At 57.3% G+C, this 20,567-nt stretch carries 15 protein-coding genes and 1 pseudogene; 11 read left to right on the forward strand and 5 right to left on the reverse strand.

Annotated features, from left to right (window positions below; genetic code table 11):
• Positions 1–21 precede the first annotated feature (21 nt).
• The 6 genes from BW43_RS24735 (at position 22) to BW43_RS24710 (ending at position 13,087) form a co-directional block, all read left to right on the forward strand.
• Entirely contained in the window at positions 22–1,962 is a 1,941-nt protein-coding gene (locus BW43_RS24735; protein ID WP_032884441.1) for a type VI secretion system Vgr family protein, read from the forward strand.
• Positions 1,963–1,977: 15 nt separating this feature from the next.
• Positions 1,978–2,409 carry a DcrB-related protein gene (locus BW43_RS24730; RefSeq protein WP_032884442.1) on the forward strand — a complete coding sequence of 144 codons (432 nt, stop codon included), beginning with the start codon at positions 1,978–1,980 and terminating at the stop codon, positions 2,407–2,409.
• 12 nt (positions 2,410–2,421) lie between these two features.
• Positions 2,422–6,831: an RHS repeat-associated core domain-containing protein gene (locus tag BW43_RS24725; protein ID WP_081797574.1), complete on the forward strand. Its 4,410-nt coding sequence runs from the start codon at positions 2,422–2,424 to the stop codon at positions 6,829–6,831.
• Between the two features lie 6 nt (positions 6,832–6,837).
• Positions 6,838–7,848 (forward strand): hypothetical protein, encoded by a 1,011-nt coding sequence (locus BW43_RS24720; protein ID WP_032884443.1) that lies wholly within the window; start codon positions 6,838–6,840, stop codon positions 7,846–7,848.
• A gap of 152 nt (positions 7,849–8,000) precedes the next feature.
• On the forward strand, positions 8,001–12,464 hold the full coding sequence (locus BW43_RS24715) for an RHS repeat-associated core domain-containing protein (RefSeq protein ID WP_050442791.1): 4,464 nt from the start codon (positions 8,001–8,003) through the stop codon (positions 12,462–12,464).
• Between the two features lie 35 nt (positions 12,465–12,499).
• On the forward strand, positions 12,500–13,087 hold the full coding sequence (locus tag BW43_RS24710; protein WP_032884444.1) for a hypothetical protein: 588 nt from the start codon (positions 12,500–12,502) through the stop codon (positions 13,085–13,087).
• A 105-nt stretch (positions 13,088–13,192) separates the two neighbouring features.
• Here BW43_RS24710 and BW43_RS0127185 read toward each other — a convergent pair whose 3' ends face one another.
• Entirely contained in the window at positions 13,193–13,438 is a 246-nt protein-coding gene (locus tag BW43_RS0127185; RefSeq protein WP_032884527.1) for an HU family DNA-binding protein, read from the reverse strand.
• A gap of 15 nt (positions 13,439–13,453) precedes the next feature.
• Between BW43_RS0127185 and BW43_RS24705 the strand changes: the two are divergent.
• Positions 13,454–15,250 (forward strand): annotated as a pseudogene (locus BW43_RS24705) (RHS repeat-associated core domain-containing protein); the annotation flags it as partial.
• Entirely contained in the window at positions 15,241–15,651 is a 411-nt protein-coding gene (locus BW43_RS24700; RefSeq protein WP_032884445.1) for an SMI1/KNR4 family protein, read from the forward strand. The pseudogene BW43_RS24705 and the gene BW43_RS24700, both read left to right, overlap by 10 nt.
• 156 nt (positions 15,652–15,807) lie before the next feature.
• Here BW43_RS24700 and BW43_RS24695 read toward each other — a convergent pair whose 3' ends face one another.
• The 3 genes from BW43_RS24695 to BW43_RS24685 form a co-directional block, all read right to left on the reverse strand.
• Complete coding sequence (locus tag BW43_RS24695) at positions 15,808–16,083, reverse strand: HU family DNA-binding protein (RefSeq protein WP_003176958.1); 276 nt, start codon at positions 16,081–16,083, stop codon at positions 15,808–15,810.
• 191 nt (positions 16,084–16,274) lie between these two features.
• Positions 16,275–17,423, reverse strand: a complete 1,149-nt coding sequence (locus tag BW43_RS24690; protein ID WP_032884446.1) for an NAD(P)/FAD-dependent oxidoreductase — start codon at positions 17,421–17,423, stop codon at positions 16,275–16,277.
• A gap of 36 nt (positions 17,424–17,459) precedes the next feature.
• Positions 17,460–17,627 carry a rubredoxin gene (locus BW43_RS24685; RefSeq protein ID WP_032884447.1) on the reverse strand — a complete coding sequence of 56 codons (168 nt, stop codon included), beginning with the start codon at positions 17,625–17,627 and terminating at the stop codon, positions 17,460–17,462.
• A gap of 195 nt (positions 17,628–17,822) precedes the next feature.
• Between BW43_RS24685 and BW43_RS24680 the strand changes: the two genes are divergently transcribed.
• Positions 17,823–18,386, forward strand: a complete 564-nt coding sequence (locus BW43_RS24680; protein ID WP_032884448.1) for a chorismate lyase — start codon at positions 17,823–17,825, stop codon at positions 18,384–18,386.
• Positions 18,386–19,276, forward strand: a complete 891-nt coding sequence (gene ubiA / locus BW43_RS24675; protein WP_032884449.1) for a 4-hydroxybenzoate octaprenyltransferase — start codon at positions 18,386–18,388, stop codon at positions 19,274–19,276. The genes BW43_RS24680 and ubiA overlap by 1 nt, the downstream gene beginning before the upstream one ends.
• A 32-nt stretch (positions 19,277–19,308) precedes the next feature.
• On the opposite strand, the gene BW43_RS24670 is transcribed toward ubiA, so the two are convergent.
• Positions 19,309–19,689 (reverse strand): hypothetical protein, encoded by a 381-nt coding sequence (locus BW43_RS24670; RefSeq protein WP_032884450.1) that lies wholly within the window; start codon positions 19,687–19,689, stop codon positions 19,309–19,311.
• A gap of 155 nt (positions 19,690–19,844) precedes the next feature.
• On the opposite strand from BW43_RS24670, the gene phoB reads away from it, so the two are divergent.
• Positions 19,845–20,534, forward strand: coding sequence for a phosphate regulon transcriptional regulator PhoB (phoB, locus tag BW43_RS24665; protein ID WP_032884451.1), 690 nt, complete (start codon positions 19,845–19,847; stop codon positions 20,532–20,534).
• The last annotated feature ends 33 nt before the right edge of the window (positions 20,535–20,567 follow it).

Raw genomic sequence — 20,567 nt, forward strand, 5'->3', positions numbered from 1 at the left:
TAGTCATTTTCGAGACGCCCGATGCTATTCAACCAAGCCTCACGCCTGGCCAAGATCACCAGCCCCCTCGGGCCGGATGTGCTGCTGCTCAATGAAATGGGCGGCGGCGAAGAGCTGGGCCGACTGTTCAACTATGAGCTGCAACTGACGTCCCTGGACGCCAACATCGACCTCAACCAGTTGCTGGGCAAGCCGATGAGCGTCAGCGTGCAACTGGCGGACGGTGGTGAGCGGCACTTCCACGGCATCGTCGCGCGTTGCAGCCAGAACATCGATCAGGGTCAGTTCGCCAGTTATCAGGTGACGCTGCGCCCGTGGTTCTGGCTGCTCAGCCGCACCTCCGATTGCCGGATCTTCCAGAACCTGAGCATCCCGCAGATCATCAAGCAGGTGTTCCGCGACCTGGGTTTTTCCGACTTCGAAGACGCCCTGAGCCGGCCGTACCGCGAGTGGGAGTACTGCGTGCAGTACCGCGAGACCAGCTTCGATTTCGTCAGCCGCTTGATGGAGCAGGAAGGCATCTACTACTTCTTCCGCCATGAACAAGACCGTCACGTGCTGGTGCTGGCCGACGCCTATGGCGCCCACACCACGGTGCCAGGCTACGCGTCTATCCCGTATTACCCCAAGGACGAGCAGCAGCGCGAACGCGACCACATGCACAACTGGCACCTGGCGCAGGAAGTGCAACCGGGCTCCCTGGAGCTCAACGACTACGACTTCCAGCGCCCCAGCGCCAGCATCGACGTGCGCTCGGCCATGCCGCGCCCGCACACTGCCGGCGACTACCCGCTGTACGACTACCCCGGCACCTACGTGCAAAGCGCCGACGGCGAACACTACGCGCGCACCCGCATCGAAGCCCTGCAAACCCTGCATGAGCAAATCGAGTTCGCCGGCAACGCGCGCGGGCTAGGTTCTGGCCACCTGTTCAGCCTCACCGGCTTCAGCCGCCAGGACCAGAACCGCGAATACCTGATCGTCGGCTGTCGCTATTACATCGTCCAGGAAAGCCTGGAAAGCGGCGGCGGCTCGGGCTCGGCGCAGTTCGAAAGCAGCCTGACCTGCATCGACGCCCAACAAAGCTTCCGCCCGCTGGCCAACACCCACCGCCCCATCGTCAAAGGCCCGCAGACCGCCTTGGTTGTGGGCCCCAAAGGCGAGGAGATCTGGACCGACCAGTACGGCCGCGTAAAGGTGCACTTCTACTGGGACCGCCACGACCAATCCAACGAAAACAGCTCGTGCTGGATTCGCGTATCGCAGTCCTGGGCTGGCAAGAACTGGGGCTCGATGCAGATTCCACGGATTGGCCAGGAAGTGATTGTCAGCTTTCTTGAAGGCGACCCCGACCGGCCGATCATCACCGGCCGCGTGTACAACGCTGAGCAGACCGTGCCCTACGATCTGCCGGAAAACGCGACCCAGAGCGGCATGAAAAGCCGTTCGAGCAAGGGCGGCACACCGGCCAACTTCAATGAAATCCGCATGGAGGACAAGAAGGGGTTGGAGCAGTTGTACATCCATGCCGAGCGTAACCAGGACATCGTCGTCGAAGTGGACGAAAGTCACTCGGTAGGGCATGACCGCAATAAGAGCATTGGGCACAACGAGACGGTGACGATTGGGAATAACCGTGTGCGCATCGTCAAGCAGGAAGACATCCTTTCTGTGGGCAAGAGGAAAACCGACAGTATCAGCCAGAGCTACGTGATTGAAGTCGGCGAAAACCTACGTCTGGTCTGCGGTAAAAGCATTCTGGAGTTGAACGCCAGCGGGCAGATCAACCTGAGCGGCGTCAATATCAGCTTCCACGCCAGCGGCGATGCCGAGTTCAACACCGGCGGCGTGCTGCACCTGAACAACGGCGGCGGCCCCGGCGCCACGCCCGATGGCCAAGGCCAGAAAGGCGCCATTGACGCCAATATCAAGGCAGCGTTCCCCGCACCTAAAAGCTCCTGACGAGACCTGTTTGCCATGACGTACCGAATCAACGAATTCCAGTTTCAACTGCCCGCCAGTGAGTTGCAGGACGCGACGATCAACATCCTCAAGTTCCCCGAACTGGGCACGTCCCTGATCGTCAGCCGCAGCCTGCTGGCCGAAGGCGAAACCCTGCACAGCAACTTCAACGACCAACTCCAGCGCCTGGAAAAACAGGTGCAGGACTTGCGCTACCAACCGGGTGTCGATGTGCGCCTGGGCGCCGCGCAAGAGGTCGAAGGCATCGAGCTGCGCAGCCAGTTCAACAAGGGCAATGACAAGGTGTTCCAGTATCAGCTGGCCCTGGTGATACCGGGCACACGCAAGATGCTCGCGTTGAGTTATGTGAAGGCGGATAAGCTGGGTGATGCCGAGGCGGCGCATTGGGCGTTGATCAAGAACTCGCTGTCGTTCGACGCGCTTTGATGAGCGGCCTGCATGTCTGACGCACTTTGGGCGGCCCGGATGGGCGATGCGCTCGACCATACCTCGATGATGGCCGACATTCTCGGCGGCGTGCTGGAGGTGGCGGCGAACATCGCGATTACCGCACTGGCCACGGCGGCGGTGGTGGCCGCCACCGGGATCACCGTTGTCACGGGCGGGTTGGGGTGCTTCCTGCTGGGCGCAGTAGTCGGCGTGGTGGTGGGCCTCGCGATGAGCAAGACCGGAGCCGACAAGGGCCTGAGCAATTTATGCGAGGGCATCGGCAACGCGCTGTTCCCACCGACGGTACAGGCCAATATCCTCACAGGATCCCTCGATACCTTTACCAATAACATCCCCTCTGCCCGTGCTGCCGGGGCGGTTGTTTCCCATGTAGCACCGGCCGGCACGGAGTTGGAAATGCAGGCTCCGGAAGAAGAGCCTGAAGCCGAAGCCAGTTACCTGGACATGGCCGGCGAGTTCTTCTCACAGATGTGGCGCCCCACCGTGGCTTCGCCTGCGCCAGGTACAGAAACTAAGCCCGAAGACCTGGTGCTTTGCATGAAGCACCCACCGATGCCGCCGCAGTTCATGGCCGAAGGCTCGGACAAGGTGACCATCAACGGCCAGCCCGCGGTGCGCAGCGGCGATCGCAGCACCTGCGATGCGAAAGTGGTGTCCTCCGGCCTGATCTCCCCCGACGTCACCATCGGCGGCGGCTCGGTGGTGGTGCGTGAGATTCGCAGCGGCAAAACCCCGGGGGTCGGGTTGGCAGTGACTGTGCTGCTGATGCTCAAGGGCGGCAAGGGCAAGTTCTTCAGCAAATTGCCGTGCATGTTGGCTGGCGCGGCGGCGTCGATGGCTGTGAGCAGTGCGATGGGCGCGGCGGCCAACGCCGCCATGGGCTCGTCGAACCCGGTCCATGCGGCCACTGGGGCCAAGGTGCTCGGCGGCGATGACGAACTGGATTTCGTCCTACCCGGCCTGTTGCCGATTGACTGGCAGCGCTTCTACAACAGCCGCGATGAACGCCGTAACACGCTGTTCGGCAAGGGCTGGAGCGTTGCCTACGAAGTGTGCGTCGAAATCCGGCCCCATCCCGAAGGCGGCGACACCCTGGTTTACACCGACGAACAGGGGCGCCCCATAGATATGGGCACCATTCCCTTGGGCGGCGCGGTGTTCAGCGCCGGTGAGGGGCTTGCTGTACGGCGCAACCGCAATGGGCAGTTGTTGATCGAAAGCGACGACGGTGCGTACCGCTTGTTCGAGCCCACCCCGACAAACCCGTCGCTGCTGCGCCTGAGCCAATTGGGTGACCGTAACGACAACCGCATCTATCTCGATTATGACGAGGCCGACGGCCTGGTGCGGCTGCGCGACACCTTCGACCTGACTCAGGTCGAACTGATTCGCGACCCACTGCACGTGACCCGCATCGAGCGCGTCTACCCCGATCAACGCCGAGAAGTACTCGCAAGCTACGATTACGACGCCATCGGCAACCTGGCCGAGGTACGCGATGCCAGCGGCCAAGTGCAAAGGCGCTTTGCCTATGACACCGGGCAACGCATGGTGGAGCACCAGTTGCCCAGCGGCTTGCACTGCTTTTATGAGTGGGCCCTGATAGATGGTCTGGAATGGCGCGTGGTCAAACATTGGACCAATGAAGGTGATGCCTACCGGTTCGACTATGACTTGCAGGCCGGCACCACACGCATTACCGACAGCTTGCAGCGTGTCAGCACCCGGCACTGGAACAGCCAACACCAGATCACCCTCTACAGCGACAACCTCGGCCAGACCTGGCTGTTCGAATGGAACGACGAGCGCCAACTGCTCAACGCCACCGACCCACAGGGCGGCCGCTATGAATACAGCTACGACGAGGCAGGCAACCTCATCGGCGAAACCGACCCCCTGGGGCGCAGCGACTCGACGTTATGGCTGGAGCACTGGGCCCTGCCGTTGGCGCAAACCGACGCCGCCGGCAACAGTTGGCGCTACCGCTATGATCAGCGCGGCAACTGCACCGCCGCCATTGACCCGCTGGGCCATGTCACCCGCTATCGCTATGACGACCATGGCCAGGTCGTCGAGATCATCGACGCCACGGGTAAAAGCAAAAAGCTGCGTTGGAACCCGTTCGGGCAACTGATCGAGCACATCGATTGCTCGGGGTACCCGACCCGGTTCAGCTACAACGAGCAGGGCTTTTTGCAAGTCATCACCGACGCCCTCGGCGAACGTACCCAATTCCACTACGACGCCCAAGGCCGCTTGCTCAGCAGCCAATTACCCGACGGCCGTAGCGAGCAGTACCAACGAGATATCAGCGGCCAACTGACCGCTTATACCGACCCGGCCGGCCACACCACGCGCTATCAACACAACCGCCGGGGCCAGGTGCGCCAACGCACCGATGCCCATGGCCGGCAAGTGCAGTTCGGGTATGACAACTTTGGTCGGCTGCAAGCGCTGGTCAACGAGAACGGGGAACGTTACCGGTTTGCCTGGGATGATGGGGATCGGTTGACGGAGCAGCGTAACCTTGATGGCAGCGCGAAACGTTATACATACGATGCCCTCGATAACGTAAACAGAGTCGAGACCATCGCGGCGATGCGAACAGGTCAGCAGACCAATGAAAAAACTATCGTCCAGCATCTGCAACGGGATGCGATGGGCCGACTGACAACCCGAATCACACCAGATGGACACTCCTGCTTCCGCTACAGTCCGTTGAACCAGTTAGTCGAAGCAATCGCTATCGATAACGACGGCAACCAACAACGAGTGGGCTTCGCTTATGACGCGCGGGGTTATCTCACCGAAGAAAAGAGCACCGCCGGGAACCTGAAGCATCACTATGATGAACTCGGCAATCTAATCCAGACGCAATTGCCTGATGGCCGCCGGATTAACCGCTTGCACTATGGCAGTGGCCATTTGCATCAGCTAAATCTCGACGGCCATGTAATAAGCGACTTCGAGCATGATCGACTGTATCGAGAGGTCATCCGGACACAAGGCCACATCAGTACGCGAAGCGAATATGACCGCAGCGGCCGCTTACGCACTCGCCAACATCGGCATGCCAGCCTAGCGGCCTTGATGCCAGCGCCCGAACAAATACATTTTGAGTTCGATCCCAGCGACCATCTTGTGGGTCGTCTCGAACGGGGCCCACAAGGACAACAACGCCAACTGCTGCACTACGATATGACAGGGCGGATCCGTGCAACCCAGGGAGGCCGCCAAACTCAGAACGAATCATTTTGCTTCGATGCCGCTGCCAATCTTCTCGACAGCTCATCCGGTTCTACAGAGCAGGTAGCGCATAACCAACTGATCACTTATCAGGATAAGCGGTACTGCTACGACGGGTTCGGGAGAGTGATTGAAAAATCCAGCAGACGACACGGTTTACAGCATTTTAGCTATGACACTGATCACCGGCTGATCGAAGTCCGAACGCAAAAACCAGAGGGAGAAAGCGTAGTCAGAATGCGCTATGACCCGCTGGGACGACGGATTGAGAAAACCGAACATAACAGCAAAGGGCAGCTCATAGGCCACACCCGCTTCGACTGGGACGGCCTGCAATTACTGAAAGAGCATAAAAATAGTCAAATCAGCCTGTACCTCTACCTCAATAATGGTCACGAGCCCCTGGCTAGGGTCGATGGTATTGGTGAAGGTCAACGAATTCGTTACTACCACAACGATCCCAATGGGCTGCCCCACGCGTTGACGGAAAGTGACGGTCACCCGCTATGGCATGCAGAGTTTCAGGTTTGGGGCAACACAGTCGATGAGACCCGCGAGCCCTACTTTATTGAGGAACAGAACCTGCGTTTCCAGGGGCAGTACCTAGACCGGGAAACAGGCTTGCACTACAACACCTTTCGTTTCTATGACCCAGACATAGGACGCTTCACCAGCCCCGACCCGTTGGGTCTGACAGGAAGCCTCAATCTTTATCGCTATGCACCGAATCCATTCACCTGGATCGATCCGCTCGGACTAAAAGAGGACGAAATCATTCGCTACATGGGCAAAAGCGAAACTGTCGCCTCTAAGGCTGCCAACGGCGGTAAGGGGGGCTTGGTTCCGAATATTAGGGGTGAGAAAGCCATCTGGGTCAATCATGACAGCAACCCCGGCTTCAACCCTGGAAAGGAACAGTATCGGGTAGTGGCCACAGTCAACAATGAAGGGGTCAGCATGCTCAACAATCATAAGGATATTTCTGACGTTGACTATAAAGAGACAGGGTTGAAAGATGGCGTGCTGTCAAAAACGAATGAACCCAAGGCAAAAGGAATCGGTAACCGATTACTCGACAAATTTAACAAAACCATTACCTCCTTTCGAGTCGAGAAAAAAGGCCCGAACGGAAAGTGGAAGACATGCGGATAGCGGAAAATGGACCTGTTCAACCTCCTTTCATACAAGCTTGAAAATTTCCTGAACATCCGGCCATGTCCGACAGAGTTCGGTGATGTTTTTTACCGAGAAGATGAGCCTTCTCTACTCTCTGTCGCCGCCAGAAAGCTCAATGGGACTACGCTTTATGTGAGCCGCTGGCATGACCTGTTTTCCATCAGTACCTTCGAAAAAGCCATGTCGAAGCTCGGCTTCACAGAACCGGACTGTTATGCCCTCCTGTCAGTCCTGTCACGCTTCGGTTATTTACTTGAAATAGACAACCGTCAACGGACCAATAAAGACTACTTTATCTTCTTCTATATAATTCAATTGATCACTTTGAAAAACAATCAGATCGATGCGAATGAACAGTTCAAAAACCACATACTCAAATCCCTGCTTTTCGAACTGAGCATTGAAGACGAAATTTATAAGCGTTTCAGCATCAAAAATAATAAACTGATACTAAACGCAGATATTCTAGGGCCAACCCCACTACTGGACGTTATTGACCTGATTTATCAGGCAATCAAGGCCGACGACCGAAAAGAAAATGTAATCTTTAGCGTCTTAAAAGACTACCAAAAAAGTATTATTACACTACTGACAAAACCCAACGACACGAATTATCGTTTCCGATTTAATGATTGCCACAGCGAATTCATGTATCCAGATGTATTTCTGCATGCTTACGCTAACGACAGGCAAACGTTATTTGACGCTATCGTTGATACGGTCAACCCACTTCAATCCACACACAATCTTTTTGTTTCCAACATCATCCTAATGAACTACGCCTTTTATATTATTAAAAATAAACCTCAAGAAATATTGAGACTTAAAAAGCATACCCGTGATAAAGCCGTGTTCGAAAAAGTGGTGCAAGCAATCGTCTCTCGCCGGATGTCTGTCAAAAAAGAATGCTTCAGGAATATTCTGACAGATCACGATCTTTCCTCAATAAACGATAGCCCAACCGTGTTCTACAACATTTTATATTCGCTATAGCCGCTACGCCGTCAAGGCCATTGGATTGTCTGGGCAACCCTATCCTGATCAAGCGCCTGAAGACCGCGTTGACCTGTATGCCTTAAAACACAAGGATCCTGTGACTATGGAAGGTAACGTGCTAAACACCGATTGGCCCAGCAGAGCAGCCTATGTCTGATGCCCTATGGGCGGCCCGGATGGGGGATGCGCTTTCCCACACTTCGATGATGGCCGACATCCTTGGCGGTGTGCTGGAGGTGGCGGCCAATATCGCGATCACCGCCGTGGCGACCGCGGCCGTGGTTGCGGCCACCGGCATTACCGTCGCCACTGGCGGGCTGGGTTGCTTCCTGCTGGGCGCGGTGGTGGGCACGATTGTCGGCCTGGCCATGAGCAAGACGGGGGCAGATAAAGGTCTGACGAATTTATGCGATAGCTTCAGCAATGCGCTGTTCCCGCCCACGGTGCAGGCGAACATTCTCACGGGCTCCACCGACACCCTCACCAACAACATCCCCGCCGCCCGTGCCGCCGGGGCGATCAGCTCCCACGTCGCGCCGGCCGGCACCGAGCTGGAAGAACCCGAGCCTGAGCCAGAAGCCAGCTACCTGGACATGGCCGAGAGTTTCTTCTCGCAGATGTGGCGTCCTACAGTGGCAACCCCCGCTCCCGGCGCCGTGCCCAAGCCGCTGGACCTGGTGGTGTGCATGAAGCACCCACCTATGCCACCGCAGTTCCTTGCCGAGGGCTCGAACAAGGTCACGATCAACGGCCAGCCGGCGGTGCGCAGTGGTGATCGCAGTACGTGCGATGCGACCGTGGTGTCGTCCGGGTTGATTTCATCGAACGTGACCATCGGCGGCGGCTCGGTGGTGGTGCGCGAGATTCGCAGCGGCAAGACCCCGGGTGTGGGGCTGGCGGTGACGGCGTTGTTGATGCTCAAGGGTGGCAAGGGCAAGTTCTTCAGCAAGCTGCCGTGCATGTTGATCGGCGGCGCGACCTCGATGGCCGTGAGCAGTGCGATGGGGGCCATGGCCAACGCGGCGATGGGCTCGTCGAACCCGGTGCATGCGGCCACCGGCGCCAAGGTGTTGGGCGGCGATGATGAGCTGGATTTCGTACTGCCTGGCATCCTGCCGATTGATTGGCAGCGTTTCTACAACAGCCGTGACGAGCGCACGGGCGGTTTGTTCGGTGCGGGTTGGAGCGTGCCGTATGAGGTGTGCGTCGAAATTCGTCCCCATCCCGAGGGCGGCGAAACGCTGGTCTACACCGATGAACAGGGCCGGCCTATCGACATGGGCAGTATTCCCCTGGGCGGCGCGGTGTTCAGCGCCGGTGAAGGGCTGGCCGTGCGGCGACACCTCAACGGGCAGTTGCTGATTGAAAGCGATGACGGTCTGTATCGCTTATTTGAGCCTTCCACCAACCCGGCTTTGCTGCGCCTCAGCCAGCTCGGCAACCGCAACAAAAACCGCATCCATGTTGATTACGACGAAGCCGGGCGGCTGATCCGGCTGCGCGATACGTTCGACTTGGTGCAAGTGGAGTTGATCCGCGATCAAGGCCACGTGATGCGGCTCGAACGTCTTTACCCCGATCAACGCCGCGAAGTACTGGTCAGCTATGGCTATGATGCCGCCGGTAATCTGGCTGAAGTACGCGACGCCACCGGCCAGGTGCAGCGGCGCTTCAGCTACGATGCCGGCCGGCGCATGGTCGAGCACCAGTTGCCGACCGGTCTGCGCTGTTTCTACGAATGGGCCTTGGTTGAAGACGTGGAATGGCGCGTGGTCCGGCACTGGACCGACGAAGGCGACGCCTACCAGTTCGACTATGACTTGCAGGCCGGTATCACGCGGATTACCGACGGCTTGCAACGCGTCAGTAGCCGCCACTGGAACACCCAGCACCAGATCGTTCGCTACTGCGATAACCTCGGGCAAACCTGGCGGTTCGAGTGGAACGACGAGCGCCAATTGCTCAGCGCCACCGACCCGCTGGGCGGGCGCTTTGCATACAGCTACGACGACGCCGGCAACCTGATCGGCGAGACCGACCCGCTGGGCCGCAGCGACTCGACCTTGTGGCTTGAGCACTGGGCACTGCCGCTGGTGGAGACCGACGCCGCCGATAATAGCTGGGCGTATCGCTACGATCAGCGCGGCAACTGCATCGCCGAAACCGATCCGCTGGGCTACGTCACCCGCTACCGCTATGACGATCACGGCCAGGTCGTGGAGATCATCGACGCCACCGGCAAAAGCAAGAAGATGCGCTGGAACCCGTTCGGGCAGTTGGTTGAGCATATTGATTGTTCGGGTTACCCGACGCGTTTCAGTTATGACGAGCGCGGTTATTTGCAGGTCATTACCGACCCGCTAGGGGAACGAACAACCTTCACATACGACACGATGGGCAGGATGCTCAGCCAGCAGTTGCCAGATGGTCGTATCGAGTATTTTCAACGTAACGCCTGTGGACAATTGACGGTCCATACCGACCCGTCAGGCCACTCGACTCATTATCAGTACAACCCTCGCGGGCGCATTCGCCAGCGCACGGATGCGCACGGCCGCAAAGTGCAATTCAGCTATGACAGCTACGCACGGCTGCAAGCACTGACCAACGAGAATGGCGAATGTTATCGTTTCACGTGGAATGCCAATGATCGCCTGGTCGAGCAGCGCGACCTAGATGGCAGCGCCCATCGCTATGACTACGATGCATTGAACAGCATCACCAGCGTTACTGCTTTACCAACTCACGACAGCAATGCGCCAGGTCTCCCTGAACAGCCTATTGTTCACTGTTTGGAGCGTGACGCTGCCGGGCGCCTGGTTGTCAAAATCACCGACGATGGCCGCACGGATTATTTATACGATCTCCTGGATCAATTGATCGCAATCACGTTCAAGGACGCCCAGGGCAACGAACAAAAATTGAGTTATCGCTATGACGCCCTCGGCCAGCCACTCGAAGAGCAAAGCTCGGCCGGCAGTTTGAAACATCGCTATGACGAATTGGGCAATCTGACCCAGACCCAATTACCCGATGGTCGCTGGATCAACCGTCTGTACTACGGCAGTGGTCATTTGCACCAGATCAACCTCGATGGCCAAGTCATCAGTGACTTCGAGCGGGACCGCCTGCATCGTGAAGTACTTCGCACACAAGGTCAGATCAGCACCCGCACTGAATATGATCGGGGCGGGCGGTTGCGCGCTCGTGTACGGTATCCAAGTACCCTGCCGCGACCACTGACGGGAATGAGCTCGACATACTTCGACTTTGATCCCAGCGACAACCTGATCGCCCGCCACGAACAAAAAGCAGGAATTGCACACCAAAAGTCGTTTCACTACGACGCCACTGATCGCATCATTGCCAGCCAGAATCCAATACATGGGACGCAGGAAAGCTTTGCTTATGACGCAGCGGCCAACCTTCTGGATGGTCCCCGGCCGGGTGTAGGCCTGGTGGTACATAACAAATTAATAACCTACCAAGACAAGCGTTACCGGTATGACAGTTTCGGTCGCCTGGTTGAAAAACGTAGTGCTCGTCGCGCCGTTCAACTATTCAAGTACGACGCTGAAAGCAGAGTGGTCGAAATACGAAATCAGCACGCCGCCAATGAAACTGTCATCACAATGACCTACGACCCTTTAGGTCGTCGGATTACAAAAACCGAACAAAACAGCAACGGTAATACGCTTGGTACCACTCGTTTTGTCTGGGACGGGTTGCAACTGATACAAGAGCACCGTAATAACCAGACCAGCCTTTATCTTTATGAAGATGGGAGCTATGAAGCACTGGCACGTGTTGATGGCCTCGGCCCACTGCAAAGAATCAGGTACTACCACAACGATCCTAACGGACTGCCGCACGAATTGACGGACCACGATGGGCACCGCGTATGGCAGGCCAGTTATTACGCTTGGGGTAATACTGCCGAGGAAACCAGAGAGTCTTCTTACATCGAAGAACAGAACTTGAGGTTTCAGGGGCAATACTTGGACCGGGAAACCGGTTTGCACTACAACACGTTCAGGTTTTACGACCCCGATATAGGTCGGTTTATCACGCCGGACCCCATAGGACTCGCCGGTGGCTTGAACCTCTATCAGTACGGGCCTAATCCGATGGGCTGGTGTGATGCGTGGGGGCTGGCAGGCAGTCCAACCACAGCGACTCATATCACCTACCTGGGCGTCGACAAAGCGACCGGTAAACCTTATGTCGGTTATGCCAGCATGCAAGGCAAACAGGTAGGTTCAGACGTATTGAACTATCGCTACGGGTCAAATTTCGATCGCTTTGGCGGCCAAGCACCTCAAGTCCTGCATACCGCCTACGGCCAGGATGGCAAGGACACTACACGAGGGCTGGAACAACGAGTGTATGAAGGCTTGGGAGGAAAAGATGGAACCGCCAACGCACAAAACCCGGTCGGCAAAGGAAATGGCCGAAGGAAAGAATACCTGGCTGCGGCGGATAAACATTTGTCTCAGACAGACTCAGGCAAAGCACTGGATAAACGCATAAAAGCCGCGAATAAAACCAAGGGCAAAGCCCCTGTCAAAGTCGCAGGCAAAAGCAGAGGTGCGCGAGCAGGCCGCTGCTCGTGAATATCATCAATGACTATTGAAAATGGAGTGGGCCCATGGCCAAGCGCATCCTCTGGAAGGAAGGCGATCTAGTCAGCCTCAAATTGCGAGATGACTTATACACCGTAGGCCAGATGATCAAGAACTCCGTCATGCGCTTCTACGATGTGAGAAGCGTGGACGGCGTCTGGACCGATCTTGCGCTGGACAACAGTATGATCCTGTTCAGTGGTTTTGTCGGCAAGGTGGTGACCCAGAGATTGGCAACGGAAAAACTAATTTCCGTCACGCCATTTAGCCTTTCGGATCATGAGCGTTATTGGCTCAGGCCCCACGTCAGCTTTGAGGGTGGCTTTCCGTTTCGAGATGCTGATCTTGTTGACCTCGGCATCGGCTGCGATGCTGACTACAGCCTGGTACCTGCACTAAAGGAAGATCTGCAACTTTCGGACAGTCGCGACATTATCGAAAAGTATGAGTTGACCAACATGTGGGGAGATGAGGACCTCAGCGACAGACTGTGTCGCTACTTCGATACCGGTGTTAACCGGGATGATTTGAAATATGAAGTCTTTCCGGGGCTCTGGAACGATCGTGAAAGCCTCAGGCCTTTAACCCGACGACTGCCTTTGCCGTTGAGATAGACAAGCAGTGTTTAGGTGGTTTGAAGCATTAAAAAATGGGCACCCAACCCAGTCGGCGTGCCCATTTTTTATACCACCCCGCCCCCTGTCGAGACGGTACTGCAATTACGCGTTAACAGTGTCTTTCAGCGATTTACCCGGCTTGAATGCAACGGTGTTGCTCGCCTTGATTTTCACAGGCTCACCGGTTTGCGGTTTTTTGCCGGTGCGGGCGCCACGATGGCGTTGCAGGAAGGTGCCGAAGCCAACCAGGGTGACGCTGTCCTTGCGGTGCAGGGCGCCGGTGATTTCTTCGAGAACGGCGTTGAGGACGCGGTTGGCCTGTTCTTTGACACGGGTCCTGCCGGCCATAGCACCATTGGGCTGGTACCGGAAATAGCTGTAAAACCCATTATTCATCGACTCAAGCGTGATGCAATGGGGCGCTTGAGCGCCAAGGTGACAGATGATGGTCACACCCAATACACCTACGATGTGTTGGACCAACTGACTGGCGTCCACTTCATGGACACGAGCGGTCATTCACAGACACTGGGGTTCTCGTACGACGCTCTCGGGTAAATGCTGGAAGAACGGAGCCAAGCGGGCTCGTTGCAAAATCACTACGACGAACTGGGGAACCGGATCCAAAGCAAACTGCCCGATGGGCGCTGGATCAATCGCCTACATTACGGCAGTGGTCATCTGCATCAGATCAACCTCGACGGCCACGTCATCAGTGACTTTGAGCGCGACCGCCTGCACCGTGAAGTACTGCGCACCCAAGGCCAGATCAGCACGCGCAGCGAGTACGACCGCAGCGGCCGCCTGCGCTCACGCCAACGCCGCCACACCAGCCAGCCGGCGTTGGTACCGGCGGCGATACAGAAGCACTTCGAATACGACCCCGCCGACAACCTGATTGGCAAACTCGACCAGCAACCCACCACGCAGCATCGCCAACTGCTGCATTACGACGCCACCGGCCGCATCATCGCCAGCCAGGACAGCCTGCACGGCCAACGCGAAACCTTCGCCTACGACGCCGCCGCCAACCTGCTCGACGGCCCGCAGGCCGGTGCCGGGTTGGTGGCGCATAACAAGCTGCTGACCTATCAGGACAAACGTTATCGCTATGACGCGTTTGGGCGGATGATCGAAAAACGCAGCGGCGCCCGAGGCGTACAACACTTTGCGTACGACGCCGAAAGCCGGCTGATTGAAGTGCGTAATGAAGGCGGCAGCGTAGTGCGAATGGCCTACGACCCACTGGGCCGGCGCATCGGCAAGACCGAACACGGCAGCAATGGTTATCCACTGAGCGAAACCCAGTTCCTGTGGGACGGCTTGCGTCTGTTACAGGAGCAAAAGCACAGCCAGACCAGCCTTTACGTCTATGAAGACGAAGGCTACCAACCCCTGGCCCGCGTCGATGGCATCGGGGAGCTGCAAAAAATTCGCTACTACCACAACGATCTCAACGGCCTGCCGGAGCAACTGACAGAGGCTGATGGGCACACCCTGTGGCAGGCGACTTATCGGGTGTGGGGCAATACCGTGGAGGAGGTGCGGGAGCCTTACTTTATTGAAGAGCAGAACCTGAGGTTTCAGGGGCAGTATCTGGATCGTGAGATCGGATTGCACTACAACACCCGACGCTTCTACGATCCCGACATAGGCCGCTTTACCACTCCCGACCCGATAGGTTTGGCTGGAGGCCTCAATTTCTACACTTATGCACCTAACCCTGTCGGCTATGCTGACCCTCTGGGACTCGCAGTTGACCCGCTGGTAAAACTGAAAGATCGCGGCTACACAGGCGTTACGAAGACCCCCGGCGGAGGGCTCGACTATTCAAACAGCAATGCGCTTTACAATAAAAAACCCGGTGTTAATCCAATTGTCAGAATTGAATACACTGGTGACTATCAAAAAGACGAAGAGCTCGCCAACAAAGCGGCAAAATTGAATCAAAAGCGCGCACCGGCCGGGCATGTCTGGCACCACCTGGATGATTACGACCCGGAGACCAACAAAGGCACTATGCAACTAATTAAAAAAGATGCTCATAACGGCATAACCCATAAAGGTGGTGCCGCCCAATACAAAGCAGCGACAGGCAGGGCTTACACCCACCCAGGTCGCTTTAAGAGTAGAACAAAGGGAGCACCCAAATGCGGCTGAAACTTGAAGACTCCAAACAGGCTCTTTCTGTACAGGAACTGAACGAGTTCCAAGAAATATTCCACGTGCAATTACCGACGGCCTTTAGACAGTTTTATCTAAAGCATAATGGCGGTGATCTATCCGACAGCAATGACGACAATGATTTTTTTTTGGGCGGTTTTACACCTATCAAATATGGTGACGCACCTGTCGAAACGATCTATAGAGATTTAACTGACGATATTCCATCGCTAAAACAAATGATCCCCTTTGCTTATGACAGGGTCGGCAACTCATTTCTCCTGTCAGTAAAGGAGAATGACTTTGGATACATTTATATTTACTTGATGGACGAAGAGGAGCTTGCATTTGTTTGCGAATCATTTGAAGAGTTTATGAGTGAGCTCACAAACGGATAGAAGCGTTGCACTTGTTCGGGTAGATAGGGTCGCGCCCCGTATGCTGGCGCTGTTCAACATAGCCGGATGGTACGCCCCCACAAAAAATGGGCACCCGACCCAGTCGGCGTGCCCATTTTTTCCACCACCCCGCCCCCTGTCGAGACGGTACTGCAATTACGCGTTAACAGTGTCTTTCAGCGATTTACCCGGTTTGAATGCAACGGTATTGCTAGCCTTGATTTTCACAGGCTCACCGGTTTGCGGGTTTTTGCCGGTGCGGGCGCCACGATGGCGTTGCAGGAAGGTGCCGAAGCCAACCAGGGTGACGCTGTCCTTGCGGTGCAGGGCGCCGGTGATTTCTTCGAGAACGGCGTTGAGGACGCGGTTGGCCTGTTCTTTGGTGAGATCTGCTTTTTCAGCGATGGCGGCTGCGAGTTCTGGTTTACGCATGTGTGAAGCCTCTTTGACGGTTTTTTGTTGTTATGTCCGTGCTGCTCTCTTCTGGAGCAGCGCCCAAAGCGCCGCAGGCTCTACTCTGCGGCAGACGGGAGTGAGGATGGCATGCCCTCGCACGCTCCGCCAGTCTCGCGGCGACCTTTCTGAGGGTAGGAATGTGCTAATTCCGACAGAACGACCGGCATTTACGCCAGCAAAGGTGGAAGTTCTTTGTTGAGGGCCAGTTTTTCCATCACCGCCGTGCCCGTCAGCGCATAACCCAGCAGGCGACCGCTGGCGTCGCGGCACAGGGCCTTGATGTCGGCGCCCTGGCCTTCGACGCTCCAGACGCCTTCGGTGCCCCTTGGCGGCGGCGAAACCACCAGCGGGCAGACCGGGGTTTTCACGGTGACGGGCATCGGGCCGTAGCTGACGGCGGTGGCATTGCCGGCCAGGGTTTGGGCCAGAGCGCGGGCGCAGGTCATCAGAGGCATGACGTACAGCAGGTTCAGGCCGTCGACCTCGGCGCAGTCGCCCAGGGCGTAGATATTGGCGTGGGAGGTCTTGAGGTGACGGTCCACCATGATCCCACGGTTGATTTGCAGGCCCGCGGCGGCAGCCAGGTCGATACGTGGGCGCAGGCCGATGGCCGAAACGACCAGATCGCAGGGAATCACTTCACCGTCAGAAAGGTGCGCTTCCAGCCCGTCCGCCGTGCGCTGCAGGCGGTTGAGCACCGGCCCCAGGTGGAAACGCGCGCCCAGGCCTTCCAAGCCAGCTTGTACAGCGGCAGCGGCTGCCGGGTGCAGCAGGGTTGGCATCACTTGCTCGCACGGAGCGACCAGGTCGATTTCATAACCGCCAAGGATCAGGTCATTGGCGAATTCACAGCCAATCAAACCGGCGCCGAGCAGCAGCACGCGGCGTTTGCCAGCAGCGGCAGCGCGAAAGCGTGCGTAGTCTTCAAGGTCGTTGATCGGGAAAATCAGTTCCGCCGCGTCGCCTTCAACCGGGACGCGTACGGTTTCTGCACCCCAGGCCAGGATGAGGTCACGGTAAACCACCGCTTCCTCGCCGATCCACAGGCGTTTGTGGCCCGGGTCGATGCCGCTGACACGGGTGTGAGTTCGCACTTCGGCCTTGAGTTGCTCGGCCATAGCTCCCGGCTCAGCCATGCTAAGGCCGTCGGCCTCCTTGTTTTTGCCAAAGCCGGTGGAGAGCATGGGCTTGGAGTAGGAGCGCCCGTCATCTGCGGTGATCAGCAGCAAGGGGGTTTCGCTGTCGAGCTTGCGAAACTCCCGGGCCACGTTATAACCGGCCAATCCTGTGCCGATGATCACGACAGGTGCGTTCATTCCATTCTCCTTGTAGTACGTTTCTTAAATTCGGGATTAAGCGATTTCGATCATTTCGAAATCCATTTTGCCCACGCCGCAATCCGGGCACAGCCAGTCTGCAGGGACATCTTCCCAACGAGTGCCGGGCGCAATGCCGTCATCCGGCCAGCCGTCGGCTTCGTTGTAGATAAGGCCACAGACGATACATTGCCACTTCTTCATTACTTGCTTCCTCAGGTTCAGGCGTCTTGGCCGGCGGTCGTTGGATCCAGCGTTGCCGCGCGGCTCAGGGCGTTTTGTACTGATCGGGGCCGGCAGATGCAAGCGCGATCGACGCAAGGTGCCGGTTGAGCCCGGCAAAAGCCCAGGGTGCCATGGTAAGCTCGCCGCCTCTTTTGCTGCCAATACTGACTCACCGTGCCGCACTCAATCGCCCTCCCCGATGCTTGCCAATGGCTGATCCAGAGCCGTTTGAGCCCTCTGCCTACACCTTTGACCCTCAATTGGCTGTTCGATGACGGCTCGCTGACACGGCGGCTGACAGGGCTGTCCAACGACAGTTTCAGCGTAACGCCACTGTTCGAAGGCTGGCAGCCGCTGCGAGACGACGAGTGCGCCGCCCTGAACTTGGCCCCGGCCACTGTCGGCTGGGTGCGCGAGGTGTATTTGCGTGGGCACGATCAGCCGTGGGTGTTTGCCCGCAGCGTGGCGGCGCGCAGTGCCTTGCAGGGCGATGGGCTGCACATGGATGAACTGGGCAGCCGCTCCCTGGGCGAGTTGCTGTTCTGCGATCAAGCCTTCACGCGCCAGGCAATCGAGGTGTGCCATTACCCACGGCAATGGCTGCCGACAGCCGATCAGGCGGATGGGCTATGGGCACGCCGCTCACGTTTTGATCGTGGATCGCTAAGCGTGTTGGTAGCGGAAATCTTCCTGCCGGACTTCTGGCACGTGCTGCATGAACATCCGGAGAACTGCTGATGTACCAACGTCTGCTCAAATCCCTGAACCGCCTGAACCCGAGGGCCTGGGACTTTATTCAGTTGACCCGGATGGACAAGCCCATCGGCATTTACTTGCTGCTGTGGCCGACACTTTGGGCGTTGTGGATTGCGGGCAAGGGTTCTCCCTCTTTCATCAATATTGTGATTTTCGTGTTGGGCGTGGTGCTGACCCGGGCGGGCGGCTGTGTGATCAATGACTGGGCTGACCGCAAGGTCGATGGCCATGTGAAGCGCACCGAGCAGCGCCCACTGGTGAGCGGAAAGATCAGCTCCAAAGAGGCGCTGGTGTTTTTTGCGGTGCTGATGGGTATCAGTTTCCTGCTGGTGCTGCTGACCAACGCCACCACGATCCTGTTATCCCTTGGTGGATTGGCGCTGGCGGCGAGCTACCCGTTCATGAAGCGCTACACCTATTACCCGCAAGTGGTGCTGGGCGCGGCGTTCTCCTGGGGGATGCCGATGGCCTTCACCGCCGAGACCGGCAGCCTGCCCGCTGCTGCGTGGCTGTTGTACATCGCCAACCTGCTGTGGACGGTAGGCTACGACACGTATTACGCGATGACCGACCGTGACGACGACCTGAAGATTGGCGTGAAATCCACCGCGATCCTGTTTGGCGATGCCGACCGCGTGATCATCCTGACCCTGCAAAGCCTGGCGCTGGTGTGCCTGTTGCTGGCGGGGACGCGGTTTGAGTTGGGCGGATGGTTCCATCTGGGGCTGCTAGCTGCGGCGGGGTGTTTCGCTTGGGAGTTCTGGTACACCCGCGACCGGGACCGCCTGAAATGCTTCAAGGCGTTTTTGCACAACCACTGGGCCGGGTTGGCAATTTTTGTTGGGATTGTGGCGGATTACGGGTTTCGATGAGGGGCGAGGCCCCTCACCGAGAGTGGCCTGAATCAGGGCTTGGCGACTTTCCAGGCGCCGTCCATTTTGCCGTCGCCGGTCATGTCGCCGGCCTTTTTATCCATGACGAAGGTATAGAGCGGCTTACCGTTGTAGGCCCACTGGCTCTTTTGGTCATCACGGGTGATCACAGTCCATTTGCCCATTGGCTTGTCGGTGGACTCAGCCATCAACGGTGGCCAGTTAGTCGCGCACTTGTCGTTGCACATGGATTTGCCATCGGCATCCTTGGCAAAGGTATAGAGCGTCATTTCCTTGTGATCCACCAGCATCCCGTCTTTGGTCATCGCCGGCTCCGCCGCGAACGCCAGGGTCGGCAGCGTCAACGCGGCCGTTACCAGCAGGGCTTTCCAGGAAACAGTACGGTAAGTCATAGGAACCTTCCTTTTGTGGTTGTCAGGATTCGGACCCAAAGGGTAGTCCAGAGTGCCGTGATTTGCCCAAGCGACTAAATTACTGTCACACGACTGCAATAATTCCGTTATCTAATGCGGCGCAAGACAGTTAAATGACAAGAGGATTTTTGAGCATGGTTGGCAGGAGCATTCTGATTGTTGACGACGAAGCGCCCATCCGCGAGATGATCGCCGTTGCGTTGGAAATGGCCGGCTATGACTGCCTGGAGGCTGAGAACTCCCAGCAGGCCCATGCCATTATCGTCGACCGTAAGCCGGACCTGATCCTGCTGGATTGGATGCTGCCTGGCACTTCCGGCATCGAACTGGCCCGCCGCCTCAAGCGTGATGAACTGACCGGGGATATTCCGATCATCATGCTCACCGCCAAGGGCGAAGAGGACAACAAGATTCAGGGCCTGGAAGTGGGCGCTGATGACTACATCACCAAACCCTTTTCCCCACGGGAGTTGGTAGCGCGTCTGAAGGCGGTATTGCGCCGCGCCGGCCCGACCGATGGCGAAGCGCCGATTGAAGTCGGCGGTCTGATTCTCGACCCGATCAGCCACCGCGTCACCATCGACGGCACACCGGCCGAGATGGGCCCGACCGAATACCGCCTGCTGCAATTTTTCATGACCCACCAGGAACGCGCCTACACCCGTGGCCAGCTGCTGGACCAGGTGTGGGGCGGCAATGTGTATGTGGAGGAGCGCACCGTTGACGTGCATATCCGCCGCCTGCGCAAAGCCTTGGGCGACGCCTACGAGAATCTGGTACAAACCGTGCGCGGCACTGGCTACCGGTTCTCCACCAAAAGCTGAGCCAACCCTTCTACTTCCTTAGCAGCTGACAAG

It is taken from the genome of Pseudomonas sp. RIT357 (genome assembly GCF_000632245.1).
Taxonomy (GTDB): Bacteria; Pseudomonadota; Gammaproteobacteria; order Pseudomonadales; family Pseudomonadaceae; genus Aquipseudomonas; species Aquipseudomonas sivasensis.